This is a genomic window from Streptococcus sp. M334 (assembly GCF_000187745.1).
GTDB lineage: Bacteria > Bacillota > Bacilli > Lactobacillales > Streptococcaceae > Streptococcus.
The window spans coordinates 1-13,959 of record NZ_GL732494.1 but is presented as its reverse complement, the minus strand read 5'-3'; the positions used below and the strand labels follow the sequence as shown (position 1 = coordinate 13,959).

Here is a 13,959-nt window from a genome sequence, read left to right as displayed (position 1 = left end):
ATGAAAATAGTAAGACAGTATGTTTTAGAAAATGCAGATGAACTTCAAGCTTTATGGAATGAATACCAAAAAAGTGCATATTAAAATTAAAAGCAAGTCAGAAATGGCTTGTTTTTGTTGTTTTAAGGAGAAGAAAAATGGAAAAATTATATAATAATTATCCTGATATTTGTGTGTCAAAGAAGGATTTAAAAGCAAATTATTTCCTTCGATTAGTATTAAAACAATTGAAAGGAGATTAGATGAAAGTCAAAAGACGAAAGAATTTAAAGATATATCTTTTAGAACAGGACAAAAAGTATTGATTAATGTGAGAGGATTTTATCTATTTCTTCTGCATAGAGAGAGAGTTAGATATATTTGATTGGAAAAAAATGATATACTATAGTTGTTGACTAGAGATATACTCATTTTTAAAAGGAGTATAAAATGTTTTTTAGAGAATTGGAGAATGGAAAATATAGATATTATGAAAAATATTTTGATTTAGAAGAATCCAAGTGGAAACAAGTTTCTATAACTTTAACTTCTAAAACAAGACAGGCACAAAAGCAAGCTAGAATGTTGCTGGAAGAAAAGATAGAAAATAAAAAGGAAAACATAGAAAAAGAGAAAACAGAAGTAAAGAAAATAACAGTTAAGGAAGTCTATGAAGAATATTTAAAAATTCGAGAATCTGAGCTGAAGAGGAGTACTTTTAAGTCTCAGAAATACACTATTATTGGTGAGATCAGAAAATTGGAAGACTATTTACTGGTGAATGTGACAAGTCGAATAGTTCAGAATATATTGTTAGAATTGCCATGCTCTGCAGAACATAGGAAAAATAAGAAAGTTTTATTAAACTTATTTTTTAAGTATTGCTTAAATGTTGGTTATATAAGTGAGAATCCTATTGATAATGTTGTTTTGCCAAAAAGGAAGAAGAATTTAAAAAAAGTCAGGAAGAAACAGAATAAGTATCTTACTAGAGTAGAAGTAGTTCAGTATCTTAATTTTTTAGAAAAAGAAGAAAAGAATCAACGAGTACGTTTGATTGTTGAATTTATGTATTTGACCGGATTACGTTTTGGAGAAGTTTTGGCTTTGACTCTTGAGGATATTGATTTTGAAAATAAAACACTAGAAGTTAAACATACATTACATACAAGTGGAAGTAAGGCAGAAATATTTTTAGATAGTCCTAAAAGCTTAGCTTCTTATAGAGTCATTGGTATTAGCGATAGAGTGTTAGAGATTATAGAAGAATATCTCCTCATGGAAAAAGAAGGGCGATTTATATTTACGAAAAATGGGAATCCTTTTATGATTTTTTCTTTTAATGATTTTTTGAAGAGAAGTTTTAAAAGAAGTGGAATCCAAAAAGAAGAGGATTTTGTATTGACTACTCATGTTTTTAGGCATTCACATATTAGTTTACTTGCAGAATTGGAAGTTCCAATCAAGGCGATTATGGAACGAGTAGGTCATACGAACGAGAAAATGACTTTGGGAGTTTATACTCATGTTACTGAGAAAATGAAGTCAAATATAACTGAAAAATTGGATAAATTGGATTTAAAAGACTAACCAAAAAGTAACCAAGTAATGGCTGGAAGTGGTAAAAACTGTCTATAATGTTTGAGGTAAGAATTTTTGGAAATAGTCTTTCTGTCTATAATTGACGGTATTTGTCTAGTTTTTATTGGTGGAAAATGTTATAATAGTAGTAATTTAATAGATGGAGTTGAGTTTTGAAGAAAAACTTTCGTGTAAAAAGAGAGAAAGATTTTAAGGCGATTTTCAAGGAGGGGACAAGTTTTGCCAATCGCAAGTTTGTTGTCTACCAACTAGAAAATCAGAAAAACCATTTTCGAGTAGGTCTATCAGTTAGCAAAAAACTGGGGAATGCCGTCACTAGAAATCAAATTAAGCGACGGATTCGGCATATTATCCAGAATGCAAAAGGGAGTCTGGTAGAAGATGTCGACTTTGTTGTCATTGCTCGAAAAGGAGTCGAAACCTTGGAATACGCAGAGATGGAGAAAAATCTACTCCACGTATTAAAATTATCAAAGATTTACCAGGAAGGAAATGGGAGTGAAAAAGAAACTACAGTTGACTAGTTTGCTAGGACTGTCTCTATTGATCATGACAGCCTGTGCAACCAATGGGACAGCTAGCGATATTACAGCCGATTCGGCTGATTTTTGGAGTAAATTTGTTTACTTCTTTGCGGAAATCATTCGCTTTTTATCGTTTGATATCAGTATCGGAGTGGGGATTATTCTCTTTACGGTCTTGATTCGTACACTGCTTTTGCCAGTCTTTCAGGTGCAAATGGTGGCGTCTAGAAAAATGCAGGAAGCTCAACCACGCATTAAGGCGTTACGAGAACAATATCCAGGTCGAGATATGGAAAGCAGAACTAAGCTAGAGCAGGAAATGCGTAAAGTCTTTAAAGAAATGGGTGTCAGACATTCAGATTCTCTTTGGCCGATTTTGATTCAGATGCCGGTTATTTTGGCCTTGTTCCAAGCTCTATCAAGAGTTGACTTTTTAAAGACAGGTCATTTCTTATGGATTAACCTTGGCGGTGTGGATACAACCCTTGTGCTTCCGATTTTGGCAGCTGTATTCACCTTTTTAAGTACTTGGCTGTCTAATAAAGCCTTGTCTGAGCGTAATGGGGCTACGACTGCGATGATGTATGGGATTCCAGTCTTGATTTTTGTCTTTGGAGTCTATGCTCCGAGCGGAGTAGCGCTCTACTGGGCGGTGTCCAATGCCTATCAAGTCTTGCAAACCTATTTCTTGAACAATCCATTCAAGATTATCGCAGAACGCGAGGCGGTAGTACAGGCACAGAAAGATTTGGAAACTAGAAAAAGAAAAGCCAAGAAAAAGGCTCAGAAAACGAAATAATAAGGAGGGATCTGGTAATGGTAGTATTTACAGGTTCAACTGTTGAAGAAGCAATCCAGAAAGGATTAAAAGAGTTAGATATTCCAAGAATGAAGGCCCATATCAAAGTCATTTCTCGTGAAAAAAATGGATTTCTTGGTTTATTTGGTAAAAAACCAGCCCAGGTTGACATTGAAGCTATCAGTGAAACAACTGTCATCAAAGCAAATCAACAAGCTGTAAAGGGTGTTCCTAAAGAAATTAATGAACAAAATGAACCAGTTAAAACAGTCAGTGAAGCGACCGTTGATTTGGGGCATGTTGTAGAAGCAATTAAAAAGATTGAAGAAGAAGGTCAAGGGGTTTCTGATGAAGTCAAGGCTGAAATCTTGAAAAATGAAAAACATGCTAGCACTATTTTGGAAGAAACAGGTCATATTGAAATCTTAAATGAAATGCAAATTAAAGAAGCTACGATGCATGAACAAGTAGAAGAGCCTTCAGGTGTCGAGGAGCTAGAAGATGAGCATCAAGAATTAGAAGATTTGGGCTTAAAAGTTGAACCGAGCTTTGATATTGAACAAGTAGCTACGGAAGTAACGACTTATGTTCAAACAATTATTGATGACATGGATGTTGAAGCCACACTTTCAAATGATTATAACCGTCGTAGTATCAATTTGCAAATTGATACTAACGAACCAGGTCGTATTATTGGCTACCATGGTAAAGTTTTAAAGGCCTTGCAACTGTTGGCTCAAAATTATCTTTACAACCGCTATTCAAGAACCTTCTATATCACTATTAATGTCAATGATTATGTTGAACACCGTGCAGAAGTCTTGCAGACCTATGCTCAAAAATTGGCGACTCGTGTTTTAGAAGAAGGTCGCAGCCGACAAACAGATCCAATGTCAAATAGTGAACGCAAGATTATCCATCGTATAATTTCACGTATGGATGGCGTGACTAGTTACTCTGAAGGTGACGAGCCGAATCGCTATGTCGTTGTAGATACAGAATAAACAAAATCAGGGTTCTCCTGATTTTTTGCTAGCTGGAGGAGATTAAATTAATGTTGAATAAGATAAGAGACTATCTAGACTTTGCTGGTTTGCAGTACCGTAATCCTGATAAAGCGGGAGCAGAGCGAGAGAAAATGCTGGCATTTCGCCACAAAGGTCAAGAGGCCAGAAAGGCTTTTACAGAACTGGCCAATGCCTTTCAAGTAAGTCATCCAGAATGGCAACTCCAACAGACTAGCCAGTGGATGAATCAGGCGCAACGTTTGCGACCACATTTCTGGGTCTATCTACAGAGAGACGGACAAGTGACAGAACCTATGATGGCTATTCGTTTGTATGGAAGCTCTTCTGATTTTGGAGTTTCACTTGAAGTTAGTTTTATCGAACGTAAGAAGGATGAGCAAACTTTAGGCAAGCAGGCCAAAGTTTTAGAAATTCCAACCGTTGAAGGGATTTATTATCTAGTCTACTCTGATGGTAAAAGTCAAAGATGGGATGCGAACGAAGAAAATCGTCAAATTTTAAGAAATAAACTATCCAATCAGGAAGTCCGTAAGGTGTTAGTTAAGACAGATGTTTCTTTTATAGAAAATCAATCATTAGAAGTGATTTTAGAAAAATTAGAAGAAGCTTATGAACGCTTGCTTCCCTATTATCAGGCGACAAGAGAGTAGAAAACAGGAGACTTATCTGGCGTCGAATTGTTTAATTGCTATTCTATGTATTTTTTCATATAATAGTAAAATAGAATGTGTGATCCAATCATCACCTCAAATAGAAAGGAAATTCTATGTCAAATCTATCTGTTAATGCAATTCGTTTCCTAGGTATTGATGCCATTAATAAAGCTAACTCAGGTCACCCAGGTGTGGTTATGGGAGCAGCTCCGATGGCATACAGCCTCTTTACAAAACAACTTCGTATCAATCCAGCTCAACCAAACTGGATTAACCGCGACCGCTTTATTCTTTCAGCAGGCCATGGTTCAATGCTCCTTTATGCCCTTCTTCACCTTTCTGGTTTTGAAGATGTCAGCATGGATGAGATCAAGAGCTTCCGTCAATGGGGTTCAAAAACACCAGGTCACCCAGAATTTGGCCATACAGCAGGGATTGATGCTACAACAGGTCCTCTAGGACAAGGGATTTCAACTGCTACTGGTTTTGCCCAGGCAGAACGTTTCTTGGCAGCCAAATATAACCGTGAAGGCTACAATATCTTTGACCACTATACTTACGTTATCTGTGGAGACGGAGATTTGATGGAAGGTGTCTCAAGCGAGGCGGCTTCATACGCAGGTTTGCAAAAACTAGATAAGTTGGTTGTCCTTTATGATTCAAATGACATCAACTTGGATGGTGAGACAAAGGATTCCTTCACTGAGAGCGTTCGTGACCGTTACAATGCTTACGGTTGGCATACAGCCTTGGTTGAAGATGGAACAGACTTGGAAGCAATCCATGCTGCTATCGAAACAGCTAAAGCTTCAGGTAAGCCATCTTTGATTGAGGTGAAGACGGTTATTGGATACGGTTCTCCAAACAAACAAGGAACGAATGCTGTACACGGTGCTCCTCTCGGCGCAGATGAAACTGCAGCAACTCGTCAAGCCCTTGGTTGGGACTACGAACCATTTGAAATCCCAGAACAAGTATATGCTGATTTCAAAGAACATGTTGCAGACCGTGGCGCATCAGCTTATCAAGCTTGGACAAAACTAGTTGCTGATTATAAAGAAGCTCACCCAGAACTGGCTGCAGAAGTAGAGGCTATCATCGATGGACGTGATCCAGTTGAAGTGACTCCAGCAGACTTCCCAGCATTAGAAAATGGCTTCTCTCAAGCAACTCGTAACTCGAGTCAGGATGCCTTGAATGTTGTGGCGGCTAAGTTGCCAACTTTCTTGGGTGGATCAGCTGACCTAGCTCACTCAAACATGACTTATATCAAGACTGATGGACTTCAAGACGATGCCAATCGCTTGAACCGTAACATTCAGTTTGGTGTTCGTGAATTTGCCATGGGAACGATCTTGAACGGAATGGCCCTTCACGGTGGACTTCGTGTATATGGTGGAACTTTCTTCGTCTTCTCTGACTATGTGAAGGCAGCTGTCCGCTTGTCAGCCTTGCAAGGTCTTCCTGTGACTTATGTCTTTACCCACGATTCAATCGCAGTTGGTGAAGACGGTCCGACTCACGAACCAGTTGAGCACTTGGCAGGTCTTCGTGCTATGCCAAATCTAAATGTTTTCCGTCCAGCAGATGCGCGTGAAACTCAAGCAGCTTGGTACCTTGCAGTGACAAGTGAGAAAACACCAACTGCTCTTGTCTTGACACGTCAAAACTTGACTGTTGAAGAGGGAACAGACTTCGACAAGGTTGCAAAAGGTGCCTATGTTGTCTATGAAAATGCATCCGACTTTGATACCATCTTGATTGCGACAGGTTCAGAGGTTAATCTTGCTGTTGCGGCGGCCAAAGAATTGGCTAGTCAAGGCGGAAAAGTCCGCGTAGTTAGTATGCCATCGACAGATGTCTTTGATAAACAAGATGCAACTTACAAAGAAGAAATCCTACCAAATGCAGTTCGCCGTCGTGTTGCAGTTGAAATGGGTGCAAGTCAAAACTGGTACAAATATGTTGGACTAGATGGTGCCGTTCTTGGTATTGATACCTTCGGAGCCTCTGCCCCAGCACCAAAAGTATTGGCAGAATATGGCTTTACTGTAGAAAATCTTGTAAAAGTTGTTCAAAACTTGAAATGATCCTAAAAATCAGGGCGCAAGCTCTGGTTTTTCTTACTAGAAAAGCAAGGTACAATCTTGTAAAAGTAGCTGAAATTTGATATAGTAGTCCTATGTAAAAGACAAAGGAGAAACGAATGAATCCAAATTATACATTTTTAATTATGCTAGCCCTTATGGTGGGCTTGATGTTCTTTACGCAACGTTCTCAAAAGAAACAAGCACAAAAACGTATGGAAAGCTTAAATAAACTGCAAAAAGGCTATGAAGTGATTACAATCGGTGGACTTTATGGAACAGTCGATGAAGTAGATACTGAGAAGAGAACAATTGTTCTTGATGTAGATGGAGTTTACTTGACTTTTGAACTAGCTGCTATCAAGACAGTATTACCGCTGAAAGAAACAGCTTCACTCGAAGGCGCAATTGAAAAATAAGACGGGATTATTAACTCCCGTTTTTCTATAAAAGAAAGGAAATGGGATGAAAAAACTAGTCTTTGTCTGTCTGGGAAATATTTGCCGTAGCCCTATGGCCGAGTTTGTTATGAAATCAATGACAGATAATTATGAAATCCAAAGTCGAGCGACTTCCTCTTGGGAACATGGCAATCCGATTCATAAGGGCACTCAGGGAATTTTTCAACAGTATGAGATTCCTTATGACAAAGCCAAAACATCGCTTCAGATTAGTAAGGAAGATTTTGAAGCCTTTGATTATATTATCGGGATGGACGCTTCAAATGTTTCTGACTTACGTCAGATGTGTCCAGTAGACTGTAAAGATAAGATTTACTCATTTGCATCTGAAAGTGTTCCAGATCCTTGGTATACAGGAGATTTTGAAGAAACCTATCAGCGTGTTCAAGAGGGCTGTCAAGCTTGGTTAGAACGTTTAGAAAAGGAGAGTAAAGGTGGAAAATCTTAAGAATTTTTACGAGAAATATCGTGTCTATCTGACTCGTCCACGTTTAGAGCTTTTAGCAGTAGTTGCCATTGTTTTCTGTGCTGTACTCGTCTTTTTTCTAAATATTCCTGGAAAAGGTGTTCTAAAGTTTGATAATGGAACAATTGTTTACGAGGGCAGTCTTGTCCGTGGTAAAATGAATGGTCAAGGAACCATTACCTTCCAAAATGGAGACCAATATACAGGTGGTTTCAACAATGGAGCCTTCAATGGAAAAGGTACTTTTCAATCTAAAGAAGGTTGGACCTACGAAGGTGATTTTGTAAATGGTCAGGCTGAAGGAAAAGGGAAACTAACAACAGAACAAGAAGTTGTTTATGAAGGAACTTTTAAACAAGGCGTTTTTCAACAAAAATAAAGTCTCCTGACAAGGCAATCTGACGCTCAGCAGTCTAAAAGCAATCTGAGTTCACACATCTTATGAGTAAATTAAAAGACGGTTTAAAAAATGAGCCGTCTTTTTTCTATTATTCGTCAAATATAAATATTGTTTTTTGGGTTAGATACCTTAGATTTGAATAAGAGAAGATAATTTTAGTTTTATCTGGCAATGTAACTAGACCGTAACTCCTTAACTTATTTATCTTCCTCTCTTTCCATTCTGCGTTTTTCTTCGTGCTTATCCAGACTTTTCGAAAAGAATTGCTCGGTTAAATCTGTTAGCCAATCCGCAAAACGCTCGCCTGCAAATTGAATAGCGATAAGAATTCCAGTTACTACAATAAAAACCAAAATCAAGTAATTATCCAAATTAGCCATTGTAATTATTTTCTCCTTGTTTTCTTGCCTCTACTAAAATATCTTTAAAATCGTCATCTTGCCAAAGTGTGAAAAAAGTAATTCCGCCAACTACAGCAGAGACCATCACGCCTGTAAGGCTACTCCCACGCTTTTTCGAAACCAGTTTGTTTATCTCTTTGCCTGCGGATTTAAATAGCCCAGCTGAAAGATAAGAATCAGGATTAAATACGGAACCTGCTGTATAGCTTTGCCCGTAATAAAGCACCGAACCATTATCTCTGAATCCGTAAAATAGAAACCCAATAATAGCTATTGTTATAATTGCCAACCGAATTTTAATGCTATTTTTCATATTAATCCACCTTTTACATTACTCGTAATCAATACCTTTTCTTGTAATTGCAACGACCTTTCCTTTACTAAGAAAAACAATCACTGACTTACCGTCTTTTAATTTGTAAACGTAGTAGTCTGTAATGATACCATTTATTCCCACAGTCCAATTTGATTTATGAGACAGGATTGATTCACTACTAGATAAGTCCATTTTTAGTAGTTTTTCATATAGCTGGGTAACATCACTAAGAGAAGAGGACTTCTCGTGTGGCGCTCCAACTGCCTTAACCAAGTCTTTTTCGGTTAGCTCATTCTGAACACTTGGAAAATTCGATAAAACTAAATCCTTTCTCTTATTTGCGCAAGAAACAAGTAGCAGAATCATTACTAAACATGTAAATACCATTCCTAATTTTTTTATCATTATTCTACCTTTTTAAATTCAAACTTTAATGAATTTTCTCCAATCATAAAACCATTCTGGTTATCAGAATTATCATTCAATGGCTTATTTTCGAAATATAAAGTCTTTTGGTCATCGGACAGGGTTGCAATTCCGGAAATATTTTTTCCTTCAATTACAATTTTGTCGCCTTTTTGATGCCATTTGGCGGAGAAAGTTTCGCCGTTGTCCATTGTTAAAGTTCCGTCTTTTTTTATCTCCATAGTAGCATTCCAGTGAATATATTTAGAGATAATTGAAGCAAGGTCGGCTTGCCCAGTTGCTTTACCTGCGATTTTCGCTCCATCTTCTCTAACAGTTCCTTGGTCGAAGATATCGGTTTTCCATTTACCTGTGAAGTTCTTAGGGGAACTACAACCTAAAAGCATAATACATGACATTAAAATTATAAATGAGAAAAATAACCTTCTCTTCATCGATACTCTTTCTAATAAATTACCAATATCTATCAAAGGCACTAAGAATATAGCTAAGGTCTTTGGATTGTTCTTTAATCTTCCCACCAACGACTAATTGATATTCAATTCCGCCAAGAAAACCACCTGAGCTTTCAATAACCTCAACCAATTCACCACGAACTACTTTTTGATTTAAACGAGTATTCATTTTAAACCTCTTTCTATTCTATCTTGAACTATATTGCATAATTCGTTCTACAATGGCGTCACGGCGTTTAATGCTTTCAGACATTTTTATCGCACCATTAAGACCATACCACATTTTCGAAAATCCAGAATCACCTAAAGCAATGAGCTGAAGTCCACATTCATTCTCAAGTTGGTAAACATAAACCTGAACTGCATAAAATTGCGGAGAGAATAAGCCAGCTTTACCTTTAATGACGATTTCTATATCAGCTCTATCATCAAAATCAGCTAATGCACCCGAACTACTCTGAATAGCTTCTGGGGTTGTTTTCCACTCGGCGCAAATTTCTTGAAGAATCACGCCAATATCAGAAACCGAAAGTTTGGTTGTCACCTCAACTGAATCGGCTTTTAAGTCGTTAAGTCCCATAAAGAACCTCCATTTTTTATTTTTCACTCAAAAAATCCCTGCTACAATAGGGGCTGAGTTTGTTTTAGTGAACGGTCGTCAACTAAAACAATGAAAAAATAAAAATGCCAATTCAACAAGGTAACTAAAACCTTATTAAATCAGCATTTTAAATATTTTTATTGATAACTTTGATTGTTTTAACAAACGACCGTTTGCTAAAACTGTTGATAGGTTTAATGTACTATTTTTCTAAGGATTTGTCAATCAATTATAGGTGATTTTTTCTATTTATTTGAATACTATTGCGCCTTAGCACATTATATATGGTTGCGGTGGAAATACTCAGCTGATTCGCAATCTTGCGCACAGGCAATTCTTTTCGTAGGTATTGCTCGATTATTTGTTTTTCGGTATCTTTAGGCAACCCTTTATTGCCAAGTTTAACGCCTTTTTCTTTCGCTTTACGGAGTCCGTCTTTAGTGCGTTCAGAAATAGCTTGAAGCTCCCATTCTGCCACATAACCCAACATTAAACAAAAGAATTTTCCAGTTAAAGAATCTGTTTCAATATTTTCATGAATAGATTGAAGATGAATACCATGTTTGGTTAAATCTTCAATAATAGCAGATAGGTGAAGCATTTTTCTGGTAAGTCTATCCAATTTATACACAACAAAATTTGTTTTAACACCTTGTTTAGCATAATTTTTGGCTAATTTTAACGCCTTCTCAAGCTTCGGTCGCTCTTGATTTCCACCAGAATCTTTTTCAATATAGAGTTTATCGCAAAAGCCGAGTGCTTCTTTTTGAACAGATAACCCTAATTCTTGCCGATTATCTGTTGAGCTAACTCTGGCATAGTCAATGGTTATGGTTTTGATATTTTCTAATTTGTTCTTGTGATGATTTGTCAAAATTTCTCCTTTCCTTACCATTGTAGCAGGTAGTTATATTTTAGAGAAAAAATCAGAATAACTGTAAAGCAAAAACACTTGACACAAAAATAATATAGGAGTATAATTAACTGAGTCGCAGGTTGTAAGCGATTACTTCTTGCGAAGAAAAATAAAACAGTTCCTTATTTTTGCATTTCAGGAACTGCTTTATATATTTATAGCATCCAGAAGTCTGGCACTCCTCTCGGAGCTTCTTCTGGAATTAAAATTTTTAGTGCTCTTTGGCATCTGCTGGAGGGCTTTTTTCTTGTCTGCTCTCCATATTGGTATTATTTTCATTATTTGAACTCACTTTAATATGTTGTTTACTTTTAAACCAATCCACTCGTAAAAAAATCCCTAAAAACCTATTCTTTACAATAAAACGTATTTTACTGTTTAGCACTTTACTCTTTTGAGTGTTCCGTCTATTAGGGGCGTTCAGCGATCGGTTTTTAGGAGGACTTCTTCTCACTAATGCCGTATATACTTGGTAGCATTCAAAGAGATTAGGGATAAGAGGGCTGATAATTCCTAAAATTAATTCTGGTGTAAAATAATTAATAGTATTTTCACCCACTAGTATTACAATAGCAAACAAATGTGTTGTTTCCATGGTGAATCCTCCATACATCGAAAAGCGACCAGTTTATCTGGTGGAGTAAAGATATATTTACTAACACCGAAGTGTTTAAACATGATATATAGCACCTCTCTTCTTATTTTGAATACCTCAATAGAAAATACTTTTTGATTTTCTATATACCAAATTAACTATGAGAATATAGGTGTATCACCCCTAACTTATTTATTTTAGTTCCAAAAAGAGCTTGCCGATTTCTATATTCATTTAGGACCACATAGGAAGCTCCTACGGTTCGACAAATGAGATAGGTGTTGACAAGCTCTTTATTAATGAGAACTACACTCTTGGATTTATTATATAAAATTTCAGGAAAAATATCAAACGTTTTCATTGGATTTTTAAAAAACTTTTATTCCTTTATCCATCCTGAAATACTCACAACAATCGGCAATATTTTTAAGTTAATCTCAAATATTTTTCCCAACTCCCTAAAAAACTCATCATTAGTTTCAATCTCAAAAATCTCAATCAAGGCTTTGGCGGTATCTGTTAGGTGGAAGGCGCTGTATTCAAAAGTTATTCTTTCGTCAGATTCAGTGGTGAAAGTTAAGACGAGGTTATCATTTTGGAAACCAGATAGTTCTCCTTTTTCTACAATTATCTCATGTCTGCCACCACCAGAAATTAGACCGTATTCTTTCAATCTTGAAATGTCATTTCCTTTGATACCATATTTGGTGAATAAATCTAGAAAATCAGCGTGAGAAATCAAGTAATAATCTAAAATGTAATCGTCAGAGAGCTCATCGTAAGATTCATCATAAAAAGTAAATTGTGCTATTTTTCTGAACAGTTGGAGTTCTTCTTCTGAAAAACGATTTAAGTCTTGAGTAATCCGCTTCGAATAACCGTTAGCTCGTGACACAAGCTCTTCTAATGGTCTTGATACAACTTCTGTTTCTTGGCTAAAGTCTGGCTCAATATACTGCTGTTGTTTGTTGTGCTGGCAAGCTAACGCATAAAATAAACACTCAGCCAGAAAAAGATAAGGTCGGTCTTGGTGATTAAGTTTGTAAGACTGCTTCAAACCTAATAAAATTGACTTTGGCAGATTTTGCGATTCTTCTATTAGTTCAAAAAAATCTTCTAACGTGTCAGCCAATAAGAACTTATTTTCTTTGTAGTTGGTATCACTTAACCGCTTTTCAGTCTTGAAAATATAAGCTGAAAATTCTGTCTCATCTATCTCATCTTGGACGATTCCGTAAAGGGTTCGTCCTTTATTTTGTCCTGTAAATAATTTATTAAAGGTTGTATCCGATAGATAAGCCAAAGAGTATACATGTAAGACGAGCGATAAGCCCACGCTAACTTTCTTTCTATCAGACCAAGTCGTTTTATTGGCGTGTTTTAAAATAATAGAAAATAGATTAGGAATATCAAACATCAAGCACCTCCGAAACTGGCAAGATTTTAGCACAATTATTGGCAACAAATCACGCTTGGACTTTTCTATAATAAAGCCATAAGTTAGCTAACTTAAAACAATTATACCAAAATCAAAGGAGAAATCTCATGAATCATATTCAAAAATCGACCCCAAAAGTAGAACTTCCTCAACTTGTTAGTCCCTATCAGTTAGAAGTAGCTAAAACACTGAGTGAAGCGATGGCAGATAATCAGGCCTTGGAGCTTCTCGCTAGCGACATTTTATATAAAGTGGGCAATCTGGCGCTTACTCAGACTGAAATACTCAAAAATACACCAGAAGCTAAAGCCTACACCGAGTATATTCTCAAAGCGTTCACTTATTACGCTACTGAAAAGATGAAATGAGGTAGCTTTATGATGGACTACTTTATAGCTTTTATAATTATCATTGTTGTTGTATTTCTTTGGGATTGGTTCGAAAAACCAAAACAAGCAGATAAAAAGCACTATAGTGAAGAAGAAATCGCCCTGGCAGAATTTCTGGAAAAACGGCAAGAAATCAATGAACTTTTCTTGGCTGCAAAATCCGAATTGAGAAAATTCGAAAGAAAATAAAAGCCTTGATTGGACTAGACAAAAGTAAAAAATATGTTGAAATATACTACTGTTTCATTACTTAAAATTCATTCCAATCGCTCTAAAAACTGAAGGTAATGAAATTTAACTTTTCACCAATTTTCTTGTATAAATGGAGGCAGAAAGGAGACCAGCTATGAGAAAACTAATGGCATATATTCTTGGATTTGTTGCTTGTGCTTGGCTTATTAATTGGGCGGTGAAACTAATTCT

20 protein-coding genes are annotated in these 13,959 nt (G+C 36.4%); 11 read left to right on the top strand and 9 right to left on the bottom strand.

Translation table 11 applies throughout. The features are described from left to right. Positions 1 to 429: 429 nt before the first annotated feature. From HMPREF0851_RS14365 to HMPREF0851_RS14325, 9 genes are all read left to right on the top strand, one after another. Positions 430 to 1,569, top strand: a complete 1,140-nt coding sequence (locus HMPREF0851_RS14365) for a tyrosine-type recombinase/integrase (protein WP_000466068.1) — start codon at positions 430 to 432, stop codon at positions 1,567 to 1,569. A gap of 164 nt (positions 1,570 to 1,733) precedes the next feature. After that, positions 1,734 to 2,105, top strand: coding sequence for a ribonuclease P protein component (gene rnpA, locus HMPREF0851_RS14360; protein WP_000739243.1), 372 nt, complete (start codon positions 1,734 to 1,736; stop codon positions 2,103 to 2,105). Next, on the top strand, positions 2,080 to 2,904 hold the full coding sequence (locus tag HMPREF0851_RS14355) for a membrane protein insertase YidC (RefSeq protein WP_025169909.1): 825 nt from the start codon (positions 2,080 to 2,082) through the stop codon (positions 2,902 to 2,904). Before rnpA ends, HMPREF0851_RS14355 begins: the two co-directional genes overlap by 26 nt. 17 nt (positions 2,905 to 2,921) lie before the next feature. Beyond that, positions 2,922 to 3,908, top strand: coding sequence for an RNA-binding cell elongation regulator Jag/EloR (gene jag, locus HMPREF0851_RS14350; protein WP_000260029.1), 987 nt, complete (start codon positions 2,922 to 2,924; stop codon positions 3,906 to 3,908). A 50-nt stretch (positions 3,909 to 3,958) separates the two neighbouring features. Then, a complete protein-coding gene (locus tag HMPREF0851_RS14345; RefSeq protein WP_000932642.1) occupies positions 3,959 to 4,582 on the top strand; it encodes a hypothetical protein in 624 nt (207 codons plus the stop codon). Between the two features lie 116 nt (positions 4,583 to 4,698). After that, positions 4,699 to 6,675: a transketolase gene (gene tkt / locus HMPREF0851_RS14340; protein ID WP_000067884.1), complete on the top strand. Its 1,977-nt coding sequence runs from the start codon at positions 4,699 to 4,701 to the stop codon at positions 6,673 to 6,675. 116 nt (positions 6,676 to 6,791) lie between these two features. Further along, positions 6,792 to 7,091, top strand: a complete 300-nt coding sequence (gene yajC / locus HMPREF0851_RS14335; protein ID WP_001069288.1) for a preprotein translocase subunit YajC — start codon at positions 6,792 to 6,794, stop codon at positions 7,089 to 7,091. A 46-nt stretch (positions 7,092 to 7,137) separates the two neighbouring features. Next, entirely contained in the window at positions 7,138 to 7,581 is a 444-nt protein-coding gene (locus tag HMPREF0851_RS14330; RefSeq protein ID WP_000737445.1) for a low molecular weight protein-tyrosine-phosphatase, read from the top strand. Then, positions 7,568 to 7,978 (top strand): MORN repeat-containing protein, encoded by a 411-nt coding sequence (locus tag HMPREF0851_RS14325; protein ID WP_000429316.1) that lies wholly within the window; start codon positions 7,568 to 7,570, stop codon positions 7,976 to 7,978. Before HMPREF0851_RS14330 ends, HMPREF0851_RS14325 begins: the two co-directional genes overlap by 14 nt. Before the next feature lie 218 nt (positions 7,979 to 8,196). Here HMPREF0851_RS14325 and HMPREF0851_RS14320 read toward each other — a convergent pair whose 3' ends face one another. The 9 genes from HMPREF0851_RS14320 to HMPREF0851_RS14285 all read right to left on the bottom strand — a co-directional run bounded on the left by HMPREF0851_RS14320 (position 8,197) and on the right by HMPREF0851_RS14285 (position 13,126). Further along, positions 8,197 to 8,379 carry a hypothetical protein gene (locus HMPREF0851_RS14320; RefSeq protein ID WP_001284807.1) on the bottom strand — a complete coding sequence of 61 codons (183 nt, stop codon included), beginning with the start codon at positions 8,377 to 8,379 and terminating at the stop codon, positions 8,197 to 8,199. After that, complete coding sequence (locus HMPREF0851_RS14315; protein WP_000797953.1) at positions 8,372 to 8,713, bottom strand: hypothetical protein; 342 nt, start codon at positions 8,711 to 8,713, stop codon at positions 8,372 to 8,374. The genes HMPREF0851_RS14320 and HMPREF0851_RS14315 overlap by 8 nt, the downstream gene beginning before the upstream one ends. 18 nt (positions 8,714 to 8,731) lie before the next feature. Next, on the bottom strand, positions 8,732 to 9,121 hold the full coding sequence (locus HMPREF0851_RS14310; protein WP_000592169.1) for a hypothetical protein: 390 nt from the start codon (positions 9,119 to 9,121) through the stop codon (positions 8,732 to 8,734). Next, positions 9,121 to 9,576 (bottom strand): hypothetical protein, encoded by a 456-nt coding sequence (locus tag HMPREF0851_RS14305; protein WP_000829098.1) that lies wholly within the window; start codon positions 9,574 to 9,576, stop codon positions 9,121 to 9,123. The genes HMPREF0851_RS14310 and HMPREF0851_RS14305 overlap by 1 nt, the downstream gene beginning before the upstream one ends. Before the next feature lie 19 nt (positions 9,577 to 9,595). Next, positions 9,596 to 9,766, bottom strand: a complete 171-nt coding sequence (locus tag HMPREF0851_RS16335; RefSeq protein ID WP_001097413.1) for a hypothetical protein — start codon at positions 9,764 to 9,766, stop codon at positions 9,596 to 9,598. An 18-nt stretch (positions 9,767 to 9,784) separates the two neighbouring features. Further along, positions 9,785 to 10,177 (bottom strand): hypothetical protein, encoded by a 393-nt coding sequence (locus HMPREF0851_RS14300; protein WP_000523900.1) that lies wholly within the window; start codon positions 10,175 to 10,177, stop codon positions 9,785 to 9,787. A 250-nt stretch (positions 10,178 to 10,427) separates the two neighbouring features. Beyond that, positions 10,428 to 11,072, bottom strand: a complete 645-nt coding sequence (locus HMPREF0851_RS14295) for a recombinase family protein (RefSeq protein ID WP_000181340.1) — start codon at positions 11,070 to 11,072, stop codon at positions 10,428 to 10,430. A gap of 253 nt (positions 11,073 to 11,325) precedes the next feature. Beyond that, positions 11,326 to 11,709, bottom strand: a complete 384-nt coding sequence (locus HMPREF0851_RS14290) for a hypothetical protein (protein WP_000450403.1) — start codon at positions 11,707 to 11,709, stop codon at positions 11,326 to 11,328. Positions 11,710 to 12,088: 379 nt separating this feature from the next. Next, entirely contained in the window at positions 12,089 to 13,126 is a 1,038-nt protein-coding gene (locus HMPREF0851_RS14285; protein WP_000459709.1) for a hypothetical protein, read from the bottom strand. 128 nt (positions 13,127 to 13,254) lie between these two features. On the opposite strand from HMPREF0851_RS14285, the gene HMPREF0851_RS14280 reads away from it, so the two are divergent. Both HMPREF0851_RS14280 and HMPREF0851_RS14275 read left to right on the top strand, forming a co-directional pair. After that, a complete protein-coding gene (locus HMPREF0851_RS14280) occupies positions 13,255 to 13,515 on the top strand; it encodes a hypothetical protein (RefSeq protein WP_001015615.1) in 261 nt (86 codons plus the stop codon). A 9-nt stretch (positions 13,516 to 13,524) separates the two neighbouring features. Then, on the top strand, positions 13,525 to 13,725 hold the full coding sequence (locus HMPREF0851_RS14275; RefSeq protein ID WP_000969569.1) for a hypothetical protein: 201 nt from the start codon (positions 13,525 to 13,527) through the stop codon (positions 13,723 to 13,725). Positions 13,726 to 13,959 lie beyond the last annotated feature (234 nt).

Excerpts from the sequence above, each read along its gene's own strand:
- HMPREF0851_RS14365 (WP_000466068.1), top strand. The coding sequence starts at position 430 with ATGTTTTTTAGAGAATTGGAGAATGGAAAATATAGATATTATGAAAAA.
- jag (WP_000260029.1), top strand. The coding sequence starts at position 2,922 with ATGGTAGTATTTACAGGTTCAACTGTTGAAGAAGCAATCCAGAAAGGA.
- HMPREF0851_RS14345 (WP_000932642.1), top strand. The coding sequence starts at position 3,959 with ATGTTGAATAAGATAAGAGACTATCTAGACTTTGCTGGTTTGCAGTAC.
- tkt (WP_000067884.1), top strand. The coding sequence starts at position 4,699 with ATGTCAAATCTATCTGTTAATGCAATTCGTTTCCTAGGTATTGATGCC.
- yajC (WP_001069288.1), top strand. The coding sequence starts at position 6,792 with ATGAATCCAAATTATACATTTTTAATTATGCTAGCCCTTATGGTGGGC.
- HMPREF0851_RS14330 (WP_000737445.1), top strand. The coding sequence starts at position 7,138 with ATGAAAAAACTAGTCTTTGTCTGTCTGGGAAATATTTGCCGTAGCCCT.
- HMPREF0851_RS14320 (WP_001284807.1), bottom strand. The coding sequence starts at position 8,379 with ATGGCTAATTTGGATAATTACTTGATTTTGGTTTTTATTGTAGTAACT.
- HMPREF0851_RS14315 (WP_000797953.1), bottom strand. The coding sequence starts at position 8,713 with ATGAAAAATAGCATTAAAATTCGGTTGGCAATTATAACAATAGCTATT.
- HMPREF0851_RS14310 (WP_000592169.1), bottom strand. The coding sequence starts at position 9,121 with ATGATAAAAAAATTAGGAATGGTATTTACATGTTTAGTAATGATTCTG.
- HMPREF0851_RS14305 (WP_000829098.1), bottom strand. The coding sequence starts at position 9,576 with ATGAAGAGAAGGTTATTTTTCTCATTTATAATTTTAATGTCATGTATT.
- HMPREF0851_RS16335 (WP_001097413.1), bottom strand. The coding sequence starts at position 9,766 with ATGAATACTCGTTTAAATCAAAAAGTAGTTCGTGGTGAATTGGTTGAG.
- HMPREF0851_RS14300 (WP_000523900.1), bottom strand. The coding sequence starts at position 10,177 with ATGGGACTTAACGACTTAAAAGCCGATTCAGTTGAGGTGACAACCAAA.
- HMPREF0851_RS14290 (WP_000450403.1), bottom strand. The coding sequence starts at position 11,709 with ATGGAAACAACACATTTGTTTGCTATTGTAATACTAGTGGGTGAAAAT.
- HMPREF0851_RS14285 (WP_000459709.1), bottom strand. The coding sequence starts at position 13,126 with ATGTTTGATATTCCTAATCTATTTTCTATTATTTTAAAACACGCCAAT.
- HMPREF0851_RS14280 (WP_001015615.1), top strand. The coding sequence starts at position 13,255 with ATGAATCATATTCAAAAATCGACCCCAAAAGTAGAACTTCCTCAACTT.
- HMPREF0851_RS14275 (WP_000969569.1), top strand. The coding sequence starts at position 13,525 with ATGATGGACTACTTTATAGCTTTTATAATTATCATTGTTGTTGTATTT.